Genomic DNA, 18,469 nt, shown 5'->3' on the forward strand with positions numbered 1-18,469 from the left:
ATTCCAGCCCATCCGGGCAATGCTGGCATACCAGGAAGATGGCTGCCATCCGCCGGGAATAGAGCTGTTGCTTGCGGGTTTTCCGGGCGTCAGTCGCCTGCTAAATGGACGCATGATCTACAAGGTTTGTGCGTTCTACCAATTCGCCGCCCTCCCTGATTACCGCGAGCTGCGCGAGCCGCTGCGCGCTCTCTGCGCCGATCTGTCCCTGAAGGGCAGCGTTCTGCTGGCCGGGGAGGGTATCAACGGCACGGTCGCGGGCGCGGGCGAGGCCATCGACGCTTTCGCTCGCGAGCTCGCACACGGCGACATGTTTGGCGGCAGGCTGAACAATCTCGAATTGAAATACTCGACTGCGGGGGCGATGCCGTTCGGCCGGCTCAAGGTGCGGCTGAAGAAGGAGATCGTCACGCTTGGCGATGCGGAAGCCGATCCGACCCGGCAGGTCGGCACCTATGTCGAAGCGGACGATTGGAACGCGCTGATCGCCTCACCCGACACGCTGGTGCTTGACACCCGCAATGCCTTCGAGGTGGCGATGGGAACGTTCGAGGGCGCGGTCGACCCCGAGATCAAGAGCTTCGGCCAGTTCAAGGATTTTGCCGCGGAAAAGCTCGATCCGGCGAAGCACCGGCGGATCGCGATGTTCTGCACCGGCGGCATCCGCTGCGAGAAGGCGAGCGCGCATCTGCTGGCCCGCGGCTTTGCCGAGGTCTATCACCTCAAGGGCGGTATCCTGAAATATCTCGAACAGATCCCGGAGGCGCAGAGCCGCTGGCGCGGCGAATGCTTCGTGTTCGACGAGCGCGTCGCGCTCGGTCACGGCTTGCGCGAACGGGACAAGGAGCACTCACGTGACGAATGAGATCAAGGCGCTCGCCGAGCGTGTCGACACGCTGGAGGCCCGCCTCGCCTATCAGGACGACGCAATCGAGACGTTGAACCAGACCATCACCGCGCAGTGGAAGCAGATTGACGCGCTGACACGGCAACTCGCGCAGCTCAGCGAGCGTCTGCAGGAGGCCGAAGCCAACGCGCCGGGCCCTGCCAACGAGCGGCCGCCACATTATTGAAAGACTACTGACCGGACGCCTTGGGCAACAGGTCCGTGACCTCACCGGACATCACCAGTTGGTCGCGGCCGGCATCCTTGGCAGCGTAGAGCGCCTGGTCCGCAGCTTCCACCAGCGATCCCGTGCCCGCGGTGCGTTCGAACGCCGGCCGGCAGGTGGCACCGCCGACCGAGACGGTGACGCAGGACGCCGCCGGATTGGAAGCGTGGACCAGACCTGCATCGCGGACAGCGCTGCGGATCCGCTCGCCGAGCCGGGCGCAGCCCGCGGCATCAGTGTTCGGCAGCAGCATGGCGAATTCCTCACCGCCATATCGAGCCGCGAGATCGCCGACCCGCTGCGTTTCGGCCGCGATGATCTTGGCGACCACGCGCAAGCAGGCATCGCCGGCAGGATGGCCATATTCGTCATTGTAGGATTTGAAGTGATCGACGTCGATCATCAAGAGGCCCAGGCTGGAACGGTCGCGGTAGGCGCGCGCCCATTCTTCGTTGAGCCGCTCGTCGAAACGGCGGCGATTGGCGAGCCCGGTGAGGCTATCCTCGATCGCGAGCGTCTCGAGCCTGGTCTCCAATTGCTTCTGCTCGGTGATGTCGCGCGAGATCGCGACCACGCCGTCGACGCTGCCATTGTCCTTGCGCGTGACGCGCATGGTCGATTCCAGCCAGACCTCGGACTTCTGCCGGTGCGCGTTGCGGTAGGTAAGGCGCGCTTCGTCGGTGTCGCCGCGCTTCATGGCGTCGACGACGGCCTGGACGTGCGGCCGGTCTTCCGGGTGGATGCCGGCGAGTGCGTCCGTGCCGATCAGCTGATTGGGGCGCCAGCCGACGACGCGGCTGGACGAGGGCGAGACATAGCGCAGCCGCTCGTCGAGTCCGATCCGGGTGACCATGTCGCTGGAGCCTTCGGCGAGCAGGCGGAAATGCGCCTCCTTCTCGACCAAGGCCGCGGCCATGCGCTGGCCGCGCTGCAACTGCCGCACCAGCACCGCGCCGATGATCGCGATCAGCATCACCAGGGCGACCACGTACAGCATGCGGGAGAGCGCCGCGGCCCGCCATGGTGCGAGCAACTCCTCCTTGTCGACGGTGGCAAGCAGGACGAGCGGATAGCGGCCGCTGCGCTTGAAGAAGCTGACGCGTTCGGCGCCGTCCAGCAGTGACTTGAAATAATAGGCGCCGCTCGGCCCCTGCAGGCTGGCATCGCGAAACAGTGGGCCATCGCTCACATTCCGGCCGACGAATTTCTCGTTGTTGGGGGTTCGCGCGACGATCGTGCCGTCGCCGTACGTCAGCGACACCGAACTGTTGCGTCCGATCTCGAACTGCTCGTAGAAATGCGACAGATAGCGGGAGCCGATCGCCGCGAGCACGACGCCTCCAAAGCTCCCGTCCGGCTTGTCGAAGCGGCGCGACAGGGTGATGACCCATTCGCCGTCCAGAAGGCTCTTGACGGGATGGCCGACATAAGCCTCGCGCTTGGGCGAGAGCTGATGATGACGGAAGAACGCGTCATCGCTGAGCGTTGAGGCGATCGTGCCGGGCGACGTCAGCCAGTTGCCGCGATCGTCGATGATGGCGAGGCTGTGGACGCGCTCCATCGCCTTCTTGCGCGCCTCCAGGAGAGTGCGCAACTTGGCGATCGTAATGGGCCCGGTGCCGTCCATCTCCAGTCGGCTGACGACGCCGACGACGCCCGAATCCAGCAGATCAAGACTGTCCTCGGCATGCTGCGTCAGCGAGCGCGCGACGTTCGCCATCTCGGTCTCGGCGCCCTTGAGCACCGCATCGCGCGCGGCCCATTCACGCCAGCCGCTGACGCCGAGGATCGCGACACATGTGAGGACGACGAATGCGGCCGCGCGCAACGGCAGGCGGCTCCATCCGGTTCTCTGAGAGGCGACGTTCATGCGGCAGAAATCTCCAATTTCCGGAAACTCTGCCGCTTCTCTTATTGAACCCTGAAGCGCCTGCGGAAATTCGCATTCATCTACGGGTTTTTCCGTACTCCTACGGATCGGACTCTCCGCGGATCACTAACAAGGTCTTATCAGGATTGTCGGAAACCGGCGGCCCGGCCGCTAGCTGAAGATCGACTTGACCTTGTCCCAAAGCGAAGGGTGCTCGGCCTCCGCGTCGGCCTTCGACGGCGTCGGCTGCGCGGCGCTGACGGGATCCGATGCGGGGAAGGTATCTTCCAACCCGGTATCGAGCTTGGCGTGACGATCGGCCGCGAGCGCTTCGCGTAGGTCCTCGGCATGCTTGTCATGCGGAGCGGGATTGAATGTCTGAGCCATTGGAATTCCTCCTCCATTGGCAGGGCAACGCGGCGCATTTGCGCTGGTTCCCCTGTTCCGCTCCGGCCTCTCACGGTGTATCAGGAACCCCACATCTGCATCAGGATCACTCGTGCCCCAATCTGCGACAAAGCCCTTCATCGACGTGCTCTCCGGCCAGCCGCAAACCATCCCGCCGATGTGGATGATGCGGCAGGCCGGCCGCTATTTGCCCGAGTATCGCGAGGTGCGCGCCAAGGCCGGCGGCTTCCTCGATCTCTGCTTCAATCCGGAGCTTGCCGCCGAAGTCACGCTGCAACCGATCCGCCGCTTCGGCTTCGACGCGGCGATCATCTTCTCCGACATCCTGGTGATCCCCTACGCGCTCGGCCGCTCCGTGCGCTTCGAGGTCGGCGAAGGTCCGCGGCTCGAGCCGCTGGACGATCCGGCGAAAGTCCGAACGCTCGCCGCGCACGCCGACTTCGGAAAGCTCCAGCCGGTGTTCGAGGCGCTCAGGATCGTGCGCACCGCGCTCGATCCGAAAGTTGCACTGATCGGCTTCTGCGGCGCGCCGTGGACGGTTGCGACCTACATGGTCGCGGGCCAGGGCACGCCGGACCAGGCTCCGGCGCGGATGATGGCCTATCGGTATCCCGAGGCATTTTCCAAGATCATCGACGTGCTGGTCGAGACCTCGATTCAATATCTGCTGGCGCAGCTCGAGGCCGGCGCCAATGCCTTGCAGATCTTCGACACTTGGGCCGGCGTATTGCCGCCGGCCGAGTTCGCGCGCTGGGTGACCGAGCCGACGCGGCGCATTGTCGAAGGTGTGCGTGCCAAGGTGCCTGATGCCAGGATCATCGGCTTCCCCCGCGGGGCCGGCGCACAATTGCCTGCCTATGTCGAGGCGACCGGCGTCAACGGCGTCAGCATCGACTGGACCGCGGAGCCCGGCTTCATTCGCGAGCGCGTGCAGAGCCGCGTCGCGGTGCAGGGCAATCTCGATCCGCTGGCGCTGATCACGGGCGGCGAGGCGCTCGACCGCGCGGTGGACGACGTGCTGGCGAATTTCGGCGCGGGCCGGCTTATCTTCAATCTCGGCCACGGCATCCAGCCGGAGACGCCGATCGCCCATGTCGAGCAGATGCTGAAGCGCGTGCGGGGGTAAGAAGTCCGTCCCCCCAAGGGGCGGACACAAATCGCGAAAACAACCCCATGCACAGTACGAATCGCTGAAGAATTTCGCGCCACAACCTCATTCGCCCTTTCCGAAGTCTATTTGACACGTCGGGCAAAACAGGCGCATATTGCCATCATCGCGAATGGCCATTGGCGTTAGGTCGTGCGCCTCAACGCGAGCGAATCTCGGCAAGAACTCGACGACCTTCATCGAGCGCGTCACCGCTCGAAGGAGCGGTCCGTGGCAGAGAGAGCACGACCGGTCTCCTCGCGCGCCCTGAACACGACGTCCCGTTGCCCGGCGTCCGGTGCCGTCCTTCGCTCGGCCAACTCTCGCGTGCCAATTTACGCTTCAAGTCAGCCTAGCGCGGGCGGCTGCGCTCGATGATCTCGGCGGCGCCCTTGCCCAGTAGATCCAGTCCCACGGCACGCCCGAGCTCGCGCGGGCGATCGGCGGGACCTGAACGCGCCGCTTCGATGATGGTGTTGCCGGAGAGGTCGAGCACGGAGGCCGTAAGCGACATCTGATCGCCCGAGATGGTCGAGAAGCCAGCCACGGGCGAATTGCAGTGGCCGTTGAGCACCCACAGCACCTCGCGCTCGGCATCGGCGCAGGCGTGCGCCGTGGGATCGTCGATCGACGACAGGATCTTTCGCGTTTGCCAATCCTGCGCGGCGCATTCGACCGCGACGATGCCCTGCCCAGCTGCGGGCAGCATCTCCGCCGCGGTGAATTCGTAGGCGATGCGGCTGGCGAGCCCGACGCGATCGAGACCCGAGCGCGCCATGATCAGCGCATCCGCGGGACCCACCGCGCCGCCATCCGGCAGGCGCTGCATCTCGTGATTGTCCAGCTTGCGCACGCGCGTGTCGGCGGCGCCGCGAAAGTGGATCACTTCGACATCCGGAAACAACCGCCGCGCATAGGCGGCGCGTCGCACCGCGTTGGTGCCGATCTTGAAACCCTTGCCAGCCGACTGGCGCAGCCTCTCCAGCGTGACGCCTTCGCGCAGCACCAGCGCATCGCTGGGTGGATCGCGCGACAGCGTCGCGCCAATGACGAGGCCAGGCGTGTCCTCATTCCCGGGCATGTCCTTCAGCGAATGCATCGCCGCCTGGAGCTCGCCCGCAATCACCGCGGCGCGGATCTGCGCCACGAAGGCGCCGCCCTTGCCGCCATGGGGCAGCAGCTTGCTGGTCTGGTCGAGATCGCCGGTGGTGTCGAACTTGACGATCTCGACGTCGAGACCTGATACCGCTGACGTCAGGCGGCGGGCAATCTCTTCCGTCTGGGCCAGCGCCATCGCGCTCTTGCGGGTGCCGATCTTGAATCGCGGTGCCAAGTCGAGTGTCCTTTCCGAAACGCGCGCCGTTTTGTTCGAGCACGATCTTGTCGGAAAACCGGTCCCCACTTTTCCGGATCATGCTCTACCGCGCATCCTCCAATATCATGTCGGAGGCCTTTTCGGCGATCATGATGATCGGCGCGTTGGTATTCCCCGAGACGAGGTCAGGCATGATCGAGCCGTCGACAACGCGAAGGCCGTCGAGCCCCCTCACCTTCAGCCGCTGGTCCACCACCGCCAGCGCGTCATTGCCCATACGACAGGTCGAGGTCGGATGATAGATGGTGCTGCCACGCTCGCGGCAATAATCCAGAATCTCGGCGTCCGTCGATACCTTCGCGCCGGGATCGTATTCGCCAGTCACGAACGGCTTCAGCGCCGGCGCATTCAGGATCTTGCGCAGGAACTTGATGCCTTCGACATTGGTGGTGCGGTCGGTCTCGGTGGACATGTAGTTGATACGGATCTCCGGCGGCACGGTCGGATCCGCGCTCCGGATGCGCAGGGAGCCCCGGCTCTCGGGGCGGAGCTGGCAGACCGAGGCGGTGAAGCCGGAGAAGTCATGCAGCCGCTCGCCCATCTTGTCGGTCGAGAACGGCAGGAAGTGGACCTGGATGTCGGGCGACGCCAGCCGTGGATTGGTCTTGAAGAATGCGCCGGCGGTGCCGGCCGCGATCGTCAGCCAGCCTTTCCGGAAAAGCGCATAACGCGCGCCGGCCAGCGTCCGGCGCAGCGGATGATTGACAGTGTCGTTCAGCGTGATCTTCTGCGAGCAGCGCATCACGATGCGGACCTGCATGTGGTCCTGCAGATCATGCCCGACGCCTTGCGCATCCAGCACCACGTCGATGCCGTGCTTGCGCAGCAGGTCGGCGGGGCCAACGCCGGAGAGCTGCAACAGCTGCGGCGAGTTGTAGGCGCCGCTCGAGAGCACGACCTCCTTCCGCGCCCGCGCGCGGCGCACCGTTGCGCCCTGTCGGTACTCGATGCCAACCGCGCGGCGGCCCTCGAACAGCACGCGCTGGCCGAGCGCCCCGGTCTCGATCTTGAGATTGCTGCGCGTCTTCGCCGGGCCGAGATAGGCCACCGCCGTCGAGGCGCGGCGACCGTTGCGCGTGGTGGTCTGGAACAGGCCAACCCCCTCCTGCGTGGCGCCGTTGAAATCGGGATTGTAGGGCAAACCGGTCTCGACGGCGGCATCGATGAAGGCCTTCGACAGCGGATCGGTCACCACCATGTTGGAGACCGGCAGCGGCCCGCCGGTGCCGTGATATTGGTCCGCGCCGCGAGCCTGGTTCTCGGCCTTCTTGAAATAGGGCAGCACGTCGTCATAGCCCCAGCCGGCATTGCCGTGCTGGCGCCAGCGATCGTAATCCTCGTGCTGACCGCGCACGTAAAGAAGGCCGTTGATTGAGCTCGATCCGCCCAGCGTCTTGCCGCGCGGCTGGAACACTTGCCGCCCCTTCAGCTCGGGCTCCGGCTCGGTCTGGTACATCCAGTTGACGGACTTTTCCTTGAACAGCTTGCCGTAGCCGAGCGGCACGTGGATCCAGATGTTGGAGTCCTTCGGGCCGGCCTCGAGCAGCAGCACGCTGTGCCTGCCGTTCGCCGAAAGGCGGTTGGCGAGCACGCAGCCGGCCGAGCCGGCGCCGACGATGATGTAATCGAACTCGGGATCGTCAGGGGTGAGGGAGGAGGTTGCGTTCATGCGCGGCTGTTCTTCTTGTTGGGTCGTGGACGTTTCCGGTGTGTGACTAGCACAATCATGCGCGCAGGCGCAGCGCCTCGACCAGCGACTTGAACGCACGGGCATATTCCGCACCGGCCCTTGCGATATCGGCGCGCCCGGCGCAGGCGACCGCCGCCTCGGTCACCGCGCCGAGCAACAGCCGCGCCAGCGGCTCGACCGGCTGCTTGGCGATCAGGCCAGCCTCCATCGCCATCGAAAGCGCGCGCGGCATCTTGCCGCCAAAGTGCTTCGCGTCGATCTCGCGCCAGCGTTCCCAGCCGAGCACCGCCGGGCCATCGCGCAGGATGATCTGGCCGGTCGGGCCCTTGGCGGTCGCGGCAAAGTAATGCTGCGTGCCGGCGACCATCGCAGCCAGCACGTCCTTTTCGGTGCGCGCGGCGCTATCGATCTCCATCACCAGATCGCGCGAGACGGAATCGAACACGGCTTCGAACACCGCCTCCTTCGTCTTGAAGTGATGATAGACCGCGCCCTTGGCGATGCCGGCCGCGTCCGCGATCTCATCGATCGTGGTGGCTGCAAAGCCCTGCGTTCCGAACAGTCGGCGCGCCGCCGCCAGGATCGCCTCCGATGTCGCCGCCCGCCGTTCCGCCTGTTTCGCCATGAGTTTGGTCTAAGCGAATTCGCAACGCGCCGCCAGTTGACTTTTCGACCATCGGTCGGTATTTACCGACTATCAGTCGGTTTTTATCATGAGGTCTGCCATGCCGAACCGTGACGTCGTCGAAGCCTTTGCCAAGCACCTGGAGGAGGGAGACTTCGTCGGCGCGATCGAACATTTTTACGCGCCCGACGCCGCCACTTATGAGAACGACGCCGAGCCGACGGTTGGTCGGGACAAGCTGGCAGCAAAGGAGCGCGGCGTGCTGGCTGCGTTCAAACAGGTCAAGGCCGTCCGTATCGGGCCGAGCATGGTCGAGGGCGATCATGTTGCCACGCGGTGGAGATTCAGCTTCACCAATGCCGAAGGCGTCACGCGCACGCTGGATGAAATCGCGTGGCAGACCTGGCGGGGCGATCAGCTGATCGAGGAACGGTTCTACTACGACCCGAAGCAGCTCGGACGCTGACGCAAATTACGCGACACGTTCCTTATCCGGCCGTTCCTCCGGTTGTTCAGCCGGGGTCGCGGTTTCCTCCAATCCCCTGTCGTAATTGCTTGCCAACCTCTCGATGCTGTCCGCCCACATCCTCAACATCGAGATCTGCAATTTCATGATCGGCCTCAGGGCATTCATGCCAAGGGCTGTCGCCGAGGCGATGCCGCCCTGCGGATTGCGCGCGAAACGATTTGCGTTGGTGGGCTTGTCTACCATGTCGTTCGCTCCTTCGATTTGGCGTCAGGACCAGGTGTCTGCTGTGATTTGCGGGATGCCAGACATTCGGCCAGAACCTGATCTGCCGCGAGTCTCGCACATCGCTCGTCATGCAGCTCGTCGAGCTTTTTCAAGTAAGCGACAGCCGCTATTTGCAGGAGATCGAAACTGTCTTCGCCGGTACCACGGAGATGGGTGACGTAGCGATGGAGAGCAGAACGTCTGTTGTCGTTCTCGCTGATGCCGCTATGGAGCAGCAGGTAGTTCCGCCAAGCGAATGCACACGCACCTTCGATGGCCTGAGAAGTCATGGACACCTCCCAAAGGCCGAGAAAGACTGACGACACGTTTCGTTCCGCAAATTCCTGCAAATGTAACGTTGTTCCGTAGCTGCGCTGCAGCGCGTTTGCACCACCGGCCGCGCGGCGCGCCACGCGACGGCGTCAGCGAGGAAAACCGAGCACGGGTCATCGCCGCATTTGTATCGATTTGTTAGCGATACACCGACTTGAACACGCAGAAGCGGCCGAAGTCACAGCCGCAAACGGGGATAATTCATAGATCGTCAAAGGTTTGCGGCGAATTCTCCTGACCGAGCCGGACCACCGGCACCTGCAGGCCCTGAATGCGGACCCAATTGACCTCTTATGTCGCGCGGCTGTTCGCCGGCGATCTGTCGGCCTTTGGCGGTCCCACAACCGACGAAACCGCCGCCGGCCATATCCGTGCGGAACAGATGTCGCTGGTGCTCGGCTATTCGGTCGGCATCATGCTTGCCAATGCCTGCAATGCCACTGTGCTCGCGATTGCGCTGTGGCAATCGCCCGACCGGACCTTCGCGTCGATCTGGGCAGTTATCGTCGCCGGGGCCGCGATCGCGTTCGGCTTGCAATCCCGCGCTTCGCGCAGGATCACAAAACCGCAATTCGTCTCCCGCCGCGCCATCCATCGGCTGGTGCGCAACGCCTTCATCCTCGGCATCGCCTGGGGCATCGTCCCGGTCGCCTTCTTCGCAAACGCATCCACCGGAGGCCAGCTCGTCATCACCTGCCTGTGCGCGGGCATGCTGGCCGGCGGCGCGCTCGCCTTTGCCACCCTCCCGATCGCGGCCATTGCGTTCACGGCTCCCATCTTCGTCGGCGTCGCGATCTGTCTCAGCCGTAGCGACGAGATCGCCTTCCTGCTGATCGCTTTCCTCGTCGTGGTCTATGGCTGCGTGCTGCTGCGCGGCGTCTTCGTCAATTCGTTCGCTTTCGCGCGCCGGGTCATGCGGCAGATCGAGGCGGAACGCACGGTCAGGCGAGACCCGCTGACCCATTTGCCCAACCGCGTCGCCTTCAACGAGACGCTCGATGGCGCGCTGAAGCGCCTTGCGCTTTCGGGCGAGGAGTTCGCGGTGCTGCTGCTCGACCTCGATCGCTTCAAGGAGGTCAACGACCGCTTCGGCCATCCCGCCGGCGACGCGTTTCTGGTCCAGGTCGCAGGCCGGCTGGAACGCTGCACCCGCGCGGCCGAGCACGTCGCACGCATCGGCGGCGACGAGTTCGCACTGGTGATGGCCAATCTGACGCGGCCTGAGGATGCGCTCGAGATCGCCGAGCGTTTCGTCGCAGCCTTCGACGAACCGTTCCTGCTCGACGGCCGCGAGATCTTTGGTGCAACCAGCGTCGGCATCGTGCTGGCACCGCGCGATGGCAACACGCCGCTCGACCTCATGAAGAATGCGGATGCCGCACTCTACCGCGCCAAGAAGGCCGGTCCCGGCACGGTCTGCTTCTTCGAGGAGGCCGACGACAAAGCCTCCCGCGACCGCAAGATGCTGCAATCGGATCTCGCAGGTGCCATCGCACGCGACGAGTTGTTCCTGGTGTTCCAGCCATTTTTCGATCTCGGCGAAAACCGCATCACCGGCTTCGAGGCGCTGCTGCGCTGGCAGCATTCAACGCGCGGACTGGTGCCGCCGAGCGAGTTCATCCCGATCGCGGAAGAAACCGGGCTGATCCACGAGATCGGCGAATGGGTCATTCGCCGCGCCTGTGCGACGCTGAAGGATTGGCCGGACGACATCCGGGTCGCCGTCAATTTCTCGGCGGCGCAGTTTCACAACACCGGCATTCTCCAGAGCATCGTGCAGGCGCTGGCGGACGCCAAGGTCGCTCCTGACCGGCTCGAGATCGAGATCACGGAATCGATGCTGCTGTCGAAATACGGGTCGGCCGCCTCGATCCTCAACGCGCTGCTGGAGTTAGGTGCCACGGTGGCGCTGGATGATTTCGGCACCGGCTTCTCGTCGCTGACCTATTTGCGCAAGCTGCCGTTCAGCCGTATCAAGATCGATCAATCCTTCATCCGCGACATGCTGGTGCAGCCGGATTGCGCGGCGATCGTAAAATCGGTGATTTCGCTGGCGCGCGACCTCAAGATCGGCGTGGTCGCCGAAGGCGTCGAGACCACCGACCAGCTCGACTATCTCAGGCAGACCGGTTGCGACGAGGTGCAAGGCTACGTGATCAGTCGCCCGGTGTCGGCCAACGGCGTGCAGGCGCTGCTGGAGACGAAGAAGCTTCGGCCGATTTTTGCGGCGTAGGGCATGTTACGGCGTCAAACCGCATCCGCGCGCAGCAACGTATCCACCGTGATCGTGCCCCGCGCGCGCGAGACGCAGGCGCAGATCTTCTGGTTGCTCTCTTTCTGGTGATCGCTGAAGAAAACGTCGCGATGATCGATCTCGCCGTCGACGGCGACGACGTCGATGGCGCAGAGGCCGCATTCGCCGCGCTTGCAATCGGATATCACCTCAAAGCCGCTGGCGTTGAGTACGTCCAGCATCGAACGCTCGCGGGGGACCTCGAGCTCGACACCGGAGTCCTTCAGGCGCACGCGGAAGGTTTCGGTCGGCAGCGTGCCGCTGGAGCCGAAGGTCTCATAGCGAAGGTCAGTCAACGGATGGCCGGCGCCGATCCAGGCGTGGCGCGCGGCATCGAGCATCCGCATCGGGCCGCAGAACAGCGCCAGTGTGCCCTTCGGGAGTGACGCGAACAAACCGTCGAGATCGATACGCCTGCCTTCGTCGCCGGCGTGAACGACCATCCGCTCACCGAGCACCTCATCGAGATCATCGAGATAGGCGGCATCACCGCGCGAGCGCACGGCATAATGCAGCGTGACATTGGCCCCGCGCCGCGCCAGCGTCTGCGCAGCGCCGAGGATGGGCGTGATGCCGATGCCGCCGGCGATCAGGCAATAGTTTTCCCGCGCCCAGTCCACTGCGAGAAGCGAGGCCGGCCGGGTGATGTCGAGCCGCGCGCCCGGCTGCAAAGACCACATGTAACGCGAGCCCCCGCGGGAATCCTCGGCCCGGCGGACCGCGATCCTGAAGCCTTGCGGCGAGGCTTCGCCGACCAGCGAATAGGACCTCGCCTCCGGCTGGCCGTCGATGGTGACGCTGACATTGATATGGCTGCCAACGGGATAAGCGGCGCCGTCGAACTGGTCCGGCCGGATCAGGAATTCGCGGATGCCGGGCGACAGGTCGCGGGTCGAGACCAGCGTTGCCGGAATCCAGGTTTCGAGGAAACGCATGGCATTGCCCTCAATCGGTTGCGGTCTTGATCAGCGCGAGCGCTGGCAAGAGGTCGAGATGGGTTCGGTTGCGCAGCGCGAGCCGCAAATTGCGCACCGCGAGCCGCGCATGCTCGCGCATGACGGCTTCCGCGCGCGCGCCCTCGCGGTTCTCGATCGCGTCGATCACGACGCGGTGGTGCTCCTGCCCGATGATCAGGATCTGCTGCGCTTCGGGCAGCGCCGATTGCGCCATCACGAAGCCGCTCGGCGAGGCGAACGGCAGCGCCGAGGCGCGGTCGATCTGCCGGATCAAGGGCGGGCTGCGCGACAGTTCGGTCAGCAGCGCATGGAAGCGCGCGTTCAGCGTGACATAGGACGAGAAGGCCTCGATCGAGATCGGCACCTGGCCCAGCAGCTCGTCGATGGCGGCGAGGCACTCCTTCAGCGGCTCGAGTTCGCGTGCGGAGACGCCGCGCTCGGCGGCGAAGCGCGCGGCAAGGCCTTCCAGCGTGCCGCGCAGCTCGATGGAATCGGAGATGTCGCGCTCGGAAAACGCTTTCACCATGAAGCCGCCGGAAGGAATCGCTTCCAGCAGCCCCTCCTCCTCCAGCCGCACCAGCGCCATGCGCACTGGCGTGCGCGAGGCGCCTGTCGTCTCCACCGCCTGAAGCTCGGAGATGCGCTCGCCCGGACGCAAGGAGCCATCCAGGATCTGTTCGCGCAACGCCAGCTGCGCCTTCACCGTCTGCGAGACGGAGCGGTCGACCTCACGCTCGGCCATGGTCTACTCCGCCGCCTGGAGGTGCTTTGGCGGGTTTTCCTTCGCCACCATCTTGTCGATCAGCCTGCGCGTCCACATCGCGCCGGCGTCGATGTTGAGATTGTAGAAGATGCGATCCGGGTTCTCGTCCATCGCGCGCTGCTGCGCCTCCAGGATCAGCTCGTCCTCGCGGAAGATGCCGGAGACGCCCTCGCGGATCTCGGTGGTGATGCGCTGCTCGCCGATCTGGTAGTTGCGGACGAACGCCCAGAAATAGTGGCAGGTCTTCTCGGTTTCCGGCGTGATGGTGTTGAGCACGAAGCCGTTGACGCCCTGCGAGCGGTCGCCTTCGGGCGCTCCGGTGCCTGTCGGCGCCACGCCGACGTCGATGGCGACGGTGCACGGCGCCTCGAAGCGGATGATCTGCCAGCGATCGACGGGGCCGGACTTGCCGAGCTGCTTGGCCCAGAACGGCGGCGGCTCGATGTTGCGCATCCAGCGCGTCACCGTCACCGTCTTCTCGCCATGGGTGACGTCGAACGGCGCTTCTGCGACCGCGTCATTTCCAATCGACGAGCCGTGCACAAAAGTCTCATGGGTAAGGTCCATGAGATTGTCGAGCACGAGGCGATAGTCGCAATTGACGTGAATGGTCTTGCCGTCGCCCGCCCAGGCCGGATCGTGATTCCAGTGCATGTGGGGGACGAGCGCGGGATCGGCCAGCGCCGGATCGCCCATCCAGAGCCAGATATAGCGGTGACGCTCGACCACCGGATAGGCGCGCACGCAGGCCGACGGATTGATGGTCTCCTGCGAGGGCATGAAGGTGCAGCGGCCCTGCGCGTTGAATTTGAGGCCGTGATAGCCGCAGACGACGGTGTCGCCTTCGAGCCGGCCCTTGGACAGCGGCACCAGACGGTGCCAGCAGGCATCCTCCAGCGCGGCCACCGAGCCGTCGGCCTTGCGGTACATCACAATATGCTTGCCGCAGATCGTCCGCGGCAACAACGCCGGCTTCACCTCGGCGTCCCAGGCGGCGGCGTACCAGGCGTTCATGGGGAAGGGCTTTGTCATGGGCGATCTCCCGAGGCTTATGTATGCGTTGTGTATACAATAGCGAGGGCATGAAATTGTTCAAGCTGAAAACGGAGGTATTGGAACACCAATTTAAATCTGGATGTATACATAGACAACCGTGAGTCATTCCCCGCGAAAGCGGGGAATCCAGTACTCCGGGGCGGATGTTGGGTTCACACAACTGGAGCCGCGGCGTACTGGATCACCCGCTTTCGCGGGTGATGACAGATGCGGCGCCTCCTCTCGGAGGGCGCCGAAGGTCCTCGCTGAGAGAGCCTTACGCCCCGAACACCTTCGCAAGACCGGCCTGCGCCTCGTCCTGAATCTTCTTAAGGTGCTCGGGGCTGCGGAAGCTTTCCGCATAAATCTTGTAGACGTCCTCTGTCCCCGACGGCCTTGCGGCAAACCAGCCGAAGTCGGTTTCGACCTTAATGCCGCCGAACGGCTGGCCGTTGCCGGGCGCCTTGCTGAGTGTCGAGCGGACCGGATCGCCGGCGAGATCCTTCAGGCCGAGCTGCTCGGGCGTGACGGATTTCAAAATGGTCTTCTGCGGCCCGGTCGCGGCGACGTCCATGCGGGCGTAGTGCGGCACGCCAAACTCGGCGGTCAATTCATTGAAGAGCTGGCTCGGATCGCGGCCGGTCTTGGCCATGATCTCGGCAGCGAGCAGGCCGAGAATGATGCCGTCCTTGTCGGTGGTCCATACCGTGCCGTCGCGGCGCAGGAAGGATGCTCCTGCACTCTCCTCGCCGCCGAAGCCGAAGCTGCCCGTGAGGAGACCGTCGACGAACCATTTGAATCCGACCGGCGTCTCTACCAGCTTGCGGCCGAGCTTCTTGGCGACCCGGTCGATGATCGAACTCGACACCACGGTCTTGCCGATCGCAGCATCCCTGCTCCAGTTCGGGCGGTGCGCGAACAGATAAGAGATCGCGGTCGCAAGATAATGGTTGGGGTTCATCAGCCCGCCGGTGCGCGTGACGATGCCGTGGCGGTCGGCGTCAGTGTCGTTGGCGAAGGCGACGTCGAAACGGTCGCGCATCGCGATCAGGCTCGCCATCGCGTAAGGCGAGGAGCAGTCCATGCGGATCTTGCCGTCCCAGTCCACCGTCATGAAGCGGAAGGTTGGATCGATGGCTTCGTTCACCACGGTGGCCTTGAGGCCGTAGCGCTCGATGATCGGATGCCAGTAATGCACGGCGGCGCCGCCGAGCGGATCAATGCCGATATTGACGCCGGCGGATTTGACGAGATCGAGGTCGACGACGCTGCCGAGATCGGCAACATAGGGTGTGATGTAGTCGTAGGCGTGGACCGTCGACGATTTCAGCGCCTTGGCATAGTCGATGCGCTTCACGCCCTTGAGGCCCTCGGCAAGATAAGCGTTCGCGCGCTTCTCGACTACACTGGTCACGTCGGTATCGGCCGGGCCGCCATGCGGCGGATTGTATTTGTAGCCGCCATCCTCGGGGGGATTGTGCGAGGGCGTGATGACGACGCCGTCAGCCAGCCCAGATGCGCGGCCCTTGTTGTAGGTGAGGATCGCGTGGGAGATCACGGGCGTCGGGGTGTAGCCGCCATCCTTGTCGATCATGACGTCGACGCCATTCGCCGTGAACACCTCGACGGCGCTGGCGAGCGCCGGCTCGGCCAGCGCATGGGTGTCGATGCCGATGAAGAGCGGGCCGGTCAGCCCCTTCTCTTTTCGGTAATCGCAGATGGCCTGCGTGGTCGCGAGGATATGGCCTTCGTTGAAGCTGTTCTTGATCGAGGTGCCGCGGTGGCCCGAGGTACCGAACGCCACCCGCTGCGCGGGGTCCGATGCGTCCGGCCTGTTGGCGAAATAGGCGGTCACCAGCCTTGGAACATTGGCAAGCGCGCTCGGTGCAACCGGCTTACCCGCCGCGGGATCGACTTCTGCCACTTCACCTCTCCGTGCCTTCAAACCACAGTCTGGAGCACCATACCATCGGCCGGCCCGTCGCCAAGCGGCATGCCCGGCCTGGGCGATGTCACACTCCGGTCAACAATCAACGCCGATCCCGCACCGGATGATCCATGGGGTCTCGTACTTTGGTCCCGGATGTCGGTTGATGCAGGACAAAGACGCTGGTGCGCAGCGTGGGCACGCTGCTTGCCGTTTGATCAAGGAGGCCGGGACTTGCAGGAATGCCTTGCAGGCATGTCTGGACTCCAGCGGGGGAGTGGATTTGAGATGACCGGACGTCTGATCTTCGTGCTCATGCTAGCCGTCGCCAATGCGATGTTGGCCACCTCGCCCGGCCTCGCCGCCGATGGCGATCCGGCCGCGGGCAAGGCCACCTTCGAGCGAACCTGCGAGAACTGCCATGCGGTGGTGATCGGGGTGAACAAGGTCGGCCCAAGCCTCTGGAATGTCGTCGAGCGCAAGCCCGCCGCCGTTCCTGACTTTGCCTATTCTGACGCCATGAAAGCCAACAAGCAGCCCTGGACGGCGGACGCGCTGGATACCTATCTCGCCGACCCCCGCGGCGACGTCCATGGCGTGAAGATGTTCTTCAAGGGGCTGCCGAACCCCGCAGATCGGGCCGACGTCATCGCTTATCTTCAGACGCTGAAGTGAGCTGTCTACAGCCAGGGCGACCCGAACGGCGGCGATCTCTACGATGCGCTATTCGGGCCCTGTCATCGCTAGTGAGGACCTCACGCGGATCGAGGTCTGAGAGCGGTCGGCCGTCAGAACGATCCGACCTCGATCCGGAACGACAACCGCTCCTCCGCCCCCGGTGCGATGTGCATCAGGCCCGGCTTGTCGGTGAATTCGCCGTCGAAAGTTTTGGGGCTGGCATAGCCGCGCCAAGGCTCGATACAGAGGAACGGCGCGCCCGACGGTTTCGACCAGATACCAAGCTCGCGAAAACCTCTCCAGGATATCTCGAGCCAAGGGCCGGTGCCATCCTCGGCTCCATAGCGGACTGCATGACTGTTGAGGGGATCGAGGATGACGGCGTCGTTGGCGAACAGGGCTTCCGACAAGGGAAGCACAGCGCCTCGGACGGGGCTCGGATCCGTTACCGCGAGCAGCAGCCCGCCCTCGACGCGGTGAACCGGAGACGGCTCCTCGTTGGTGAACGTCAGCGCGTAACTCTCCTTGGGAACGCCAGGCCGAAGCGGCCAGTTGAAAGCGGGATGACCACCGAGCGACACCGGCAACGTCTCGCCGCCGGTGTTGAGGACCGTGAGCGAGAGATCGAGACCGGTATCGTCGAGCGTATAGGCGGCTGTCAGGCGGAACGCGAAGGGATAGAGCGCCCGCGTCGCCTCGCTATCTTCGAGCATGAGCGAGCACCGGCGCTCGCCACGCTCAGCCCAGACAAAGCGGCTGTCGCGGGCAAAGCCGTGCTGGGTCATCCGGTAAGTCTTGCCCCGGTGCTGCATCTCGTCATTGGCGAGGCGCCCGACGATCGGAAACAGCAGCGGCGCGTGGCGCGGCCAAGCCGGCCCCGCCTGCCAGACGAATTCGGTGCCATCCTCATGCCTGAGGGAGCACATCTCGGCGCCGTGCGCCTTGATGGTCGCGGTGAGGGAGCCGCTTCGAAGCGTGTGGGTGTCGTCGGTCATGGCAACCTCCGTCGCGGCAGTCGCGAGGCGATCATCAGAAACGATTTCGCCCGCCTCGAAAAACCTCTCACGACCTTTGATAATCGTCTTCAATCCGGATGATGTCGTCTTCACCGAGATAGGAGCCGGTCTGGACCTCGATCAGTTCCAGCATGATTTTACCGGGGTTCTCCATCCGGTGCACCGCGCCCATCGGGATATAGATGGACTCGTTCTCGTGCACGGTCTTCACGGTCTCGTTGACGGTGACGCGGGCTGCGCCGCGGACCACGATCCAGTGCTCGGCGCGATGATGGTGCTTCTGCAGCGACAGCCGGCCGCCCGGCTTCACCACGATGCGCTTGACCTGGTGGCGCTCGCCGTTGTCGACCGATTGGTAGCTGCCCCAGGGGCGATGCACCTTCAGGTGCTCCTCGGTGACCTTCGGCGCGACCGCCTTCAGTTTCGTGACGAGACGCTTCAGCCCATTGGCATCCTTCTGCCGCGAGACCAGCACCGCATCGGCGGTCGCGACCACGACGAGATCGTC

19 protein-coding genes are annotated in these 18,469 nt (G+C 64.3%); 6 read left to right on the top strand and 13 right to left on the bottom strand.

What is annotated here, in order from left to right; genetic code table 11:
* Window positions 1-112: 112 nt before the first annotated feature.
* The gene (gene trhO / locus BM374_RS26410; protein ID WP_092298864.1) at window positions 113-865 is read left to right on the top strand and encodes an oxygen-dependent tRNA uridine(34) hydroxylase TrhO; all 753 of its coding nucleotides are present in this window, start codon (window positions 113-115) and stop codon (window positions 863-865) included.
* Window positions 855-1,073 (top strand): SlyX family protein, encoded by a 219-nt coding sequence (locus BM374_RS26415; protein WP_092298867.1) that lies wholly within the window; start codon window positions 855-857, stop codon window positions 1,071-1,073. The genes trhO and BM374_RS26415 overlap by 11 nt, the downstream gene beginning before the upstream one ends.
* A 4-nt stretch (window positions 1,074-1,077) precedes the next feature.
* Here BM374_RS26415 and BM374_RS26420 read toward each other — a convergent pair whose 3' ends face one another.
* Together BM374_RS26420 and BM374_RS26425 are read right to left on the bottom strand one after the other, a co-directional pair.
* Window positions 1,078-2,982 (bottom strand): diguanylate cyclase, encoded by a 1,905-nt coding sequence (locus BM374_RS26420; RefSeq protein ID WP_092298870.1) that lies wholly within the window; start codon window positions 2,980-2,982, stop codon window positions 1,078-1,080.
* Window positions 2,983-3,153: 171 nt separating this feature from the next.
* Window positions 3,154-3,369, bottom strand: coding sequence for a hypothetical protein (locus BM374_RS26425; protein ID WP_092298873.1), 216 nt, complete (start codon window positions 3,367-3,369; stop codon window positions 3,154-3,156).
* Between the two features lie 112 nt (window positions 3,370-3,481).
* Here BM374_RS26425 and hemE point away from each other — a divergent pair, with 112 nt between their 5' ends.
* Window positions 3,482-4,516, top strand: a complete 1,035-nt coding sequence (gene hemE, locus BM374_RS26430) for a uroporphyrinogen decarboxylase (protein ID WP_092298876.1) — start codon at window positions 3,482-3,484, stop codon at window positions 4,514-4,516.
* A gap of 373 nt (window positions 4,517-4,889) precedes the next feature.
* On the opposite strand, the gene hemC is transcribed toward hemE, so the two are convergent.
* The 3 genes from hemC to BM374_RS26445 form a co-directional block, all read right to left on the bottom strand.
* A complete protein-coding gene (hemC, locus tag BM374_RS26435) occupies window positions 4,890-5,870 on the bottom strand; it encodes a hydroxymethylbilane synthase (RefSeq protein ID WP_092298880.1) in 981 nt (326 codons plus the stop codon).
* Between the two features lie 85 nt (window positions 5,871-5,955).
* Complete coding sequence (locus BM374_RS26440; protein WP_092298883.1) at window positions 5,956-7,581, bottom strand: GMC family oxidoreductase; 1,626 nt, start codon at window positions 7,579-7,581, stop codon at window positions 5,956-5,958.
* A 55-nt stretch (window positions 7,582-7,636) separates the two neighbouring features.
* Entirely contained in the window at window positions 7,637-8,227 is a 591-nt protein-coding gene (locus BM374_RS26445) for a TetR/AcrR family transcriptional regulator (RefSeq protein ID WP_092298886.1), read from the bottom strand.
* Between the two features lie 100 nt (window positions 8,228-8,327).
* On the opposite strand from BM374_RS26445, the gene BM374_RS26450 reads away from it, so the two are divergent.
* Window positions 8,328-8,693: a nuclear transport factor 2 family protein gene (locus tag BM374_RS26450; RefSeq protein WP_092298889.1), complete on the top strand. Its 366-nt coding sequence runs from the start codon at window positions 8,328-8,330 to the stop codon at window positions 8,691-8,693.
* Window positions 8,694-8,699: 6 nt separating this feature from the next.
* Here the strand turns inward: BM374_RS26450 and BM374_RS26455 are convergent, their stop codons facing one another.
* Complete coding sequence (locus BM374_RS26455; RefSeq protein ID WP_092298892.1) at window positions 8,700-8,939, bottom strand: hypothetical protein; 240 nt, start codon at window positions 8,937-8,939, stop codon at window positions 8,700-8,702.
* Window positions 8,933-9,373 (bottom strand): hypothetical protein, encoded by a 441-nt coding sequence (locus BM374_RS26460; protein WP_244552696.1) that lies wholly within the window; start codon window positions 9,371-9,373, stop codon window positions 8,933-8,935. The genes BM374_RS26455 and BM374_RS26460 overlap by 7 nt, the downstream gene beginning before the upstream one ends.
* Before the next feature lie 191 nt (window positions 9,374-9,564).
* Between BM374_RS26460 and BM374_RS26465 the strand changes: the two genes are divergently transcribed.
* Window positions 9,565-11,526 carry a putative bifunctional diguanylate cyclase/phosphodiesterase gene (locus tag BM374_RS26465; RefSeq protein WP_092298895.1) on the top strand — a complete coding sequence of 654 codons (1,962 nt, stop codon included), beginning with the start codon at window positions 9,565-9,567 and terminating at the stop codon, window positions 11,524-11,526.
* Window positions 11,527-11,540: 14 nt separating this feature from the next.
* Here BM374_RS26465 and BM374_RS26470 read toward each other — a convergent pair whose 3' ends face one another.
* The 4 genes from BM374_RS26470 to pgm all read right to left on the bottom strand — a co-directional run bounded on the left by BM374_RS26470 (window position 11,541) and on the right by pgm (window position 16,264).
* Window positions 11,541-12,521: a PDR/VanB family oxidoreductase gene (locus BM374_RS26470; protein WP_092298898.1), complete on the bottom strand. Its 981-nt coding sequence runs from the start codon at window positions 12,519-12,521 to the stop codon at window positions 11,541-11,543.
* Window positions 12,522-12,531: 10 nt separating this feature from the next.
* Window positions 12,532-13,284, bottom strand: coding sequence for a GntR family transcriptional regulator (locus tag BM374_RS26475; RefSeq protein WP_092298901.1), 753 nt, complete (start codon window positions 13,282-13,284; stop codon window positions 12,532-12,534).
* A 3-nt stretch (window positions 13,285-13,287) separates the two neighbouring features.
* The gene (locus BM374_RS26480) at window positions 13,288-14,337 is read right to left on the bottom strand and encodes an aromatic ring-hydroxylating dioxygenase subunit alpha (RefSeq protein WP_092298904.1); all 1,050 of its coding nucleotides are present in this window, start codon (window positions 14,335-14,337) and stop codon (window positions 13,288-13,290) included.
* 280 nt (window positions 14,338-14,617) lie between these two features.
* Window positions 14,618-16,264: a phosphoglucomutase (alpha-D-glucose-1,6-bisphosphate-dependent) gene (pgm, locus tag BM374_RS26485; RefSeq protein WP_092298907.1), complete on the bottom strand. Its 1,647-nt coding sequence runs from the start codon at window positions 16,262-16,264 to the stop codon at window positions 14,618-14,620.
* 291 nt (window positions 16,265-16,555) lie between these two features.
* Here pgm and BM374_RS26490 point away from each other — a divergent pair, with 291 nt between their 5' ends.
* The gene (locus BM374_RS26490) at window positions 16,556-16,942 is read left to right on the top strand and encodes a c-type cytochrome (RefSeq protein ID WP_092298910.1); all 387 of its coding nucleotides are present in this window, start codon (window positions 16,556-16,558) and stop codon (window positions 16,940-16,942) included.
* Between the two features lie 113 nt (window positions 16,943-17,055).
* On the opposite strand, the gene BM374_RS26495 is transcribed toward BM374_RS26490, so the two are convergent.
* Together BM374_RS26495 and BM374_RS26500 are read right to left on the bottom strand one after the other, a co-directional pair.
* Complete coding sequence (locus BM374_RS26495; protein WP_092299042.1) at window positions 17,056-17,940, bottom strand: aldose 1-epimerase family protein; 885 nt, start codon at window positions 17,938-17,940, stop codon at window positions 17,056-17,058.
* A gap of 67 nt (window positions 17,941-18,007) precedes the next feature.
* On the bottom strand, window positions 18,008-18,469 hold a 462-nt coding region (locus BM374_RS26500), incomplete at its 5' end, for a cupin domain-containing protein (RefSeq protein WP_143270243.1).

Origin of the sequence: Bradyrhizobium sp. Ghvi (assembly GCF_900115265.1) — a bacterium.
Taxonomy (GTDB): Bacteria; Pseudomonadota; Alphaproteobacteria; order Rhizobiales; family Xanthobacteraceae; genus Bradyrhizobium.

Excerpts from the sequence above, each read along its gene's own strand:
- trhO (WP_092298864.1), top strand. The coding sequence starts at position 113 with ATGATCTACAAGGTTTGTGCGTTCTACCAATTCGCCGCCCTCCCTGAT.
- BM374_RS26420 (WP_092298870.1), bottom strand. The coding sequence starts at position 2,982 with ATGAACGTCGCCTCTCAGAGAACCGGATGGAGCCGCCTGCCGTTGCGC.
- BM374_RS26425 (WP_092298873.1), bottom strand. The coding sequence starts at position 3,369 with ATGGCTCAGACATTCAATCCCGCTCCGCATGACAAGCATGCCGAGGAC.
- BM374_RS26440 (WP_092298883.1), bottom strand. The coding sequence starts at position 7,581 with ATGAACGCAACCTCCTCCCTCACCCCTGACGATCCCGAGTTCGATTAC.
- BM374_RS26445 (WP_092298886.1), bottom strand. The coding sequence starts at position 8,227 with ATGGCGAAACAGGCGGAACGGCGGGCGGCGACATCGGAGGCGATCCTG.
- BM374_RS26450 (WP_092298889.1), top strand. The coding sequence starts at position 8,328 with ATGCCGAACCGTGACGTCGTCGAAGCCTTTGCCAAGCACCTGGAGGAG.
- BM374_RS26455 (WP_092298892.1), bottom strand. The coding sequence starts at position 8,939 with ATGGTAGACAAGCCCACCAACGCAAATCGTTTCGCGCGCAATCCGCAG.
- BM374_RS26465 (WP_092298895.1), top strand. The coding sequence starts at position 9,565 with ATGCGGACCCAATTGACCTCTTATGTCGCGCGGCTGTTCGCCGGCGAT.
- BM374_RS26470 (WP_092298898.1), bottom strand. The coding sequence starts at position 12,521 with ATGCGTTTCCTCGAAACCTGGATTCCGGCAACGCTGGTCTCGACCCGC.
- BM374_RS26475 (WP_092298901.1), bottom strand. The coding sequence starts at position 13,284 with ATGGCCGAGCGTGAGGTCGACCGCTCCGTCTCGCAGACGGTGAAGGCG.
- BM374_RS26480 (WP_092298904.1), bottom strand. The coding sequence starts at position 14,337 with ATGACAAAGCCCTTCCCCATGAACGCCTGGTACGCCGCCGCCTGGGAC.
- BM374_RS26490 (WP_092298910.1), top strand. The coding sequence starts at position 16,556 with ATGACCGGACGTCTGATCTTCGTGCTCATGCTAGCCGTCGCCAATGCG.
- BM374_RS26495 (WP_092299042.1), bottom strand. The coding sequence starts at position 17,940 with ATGACCGACGACACCCACACGCTTCGAAGCGGCTCCCTCACCGCGACC.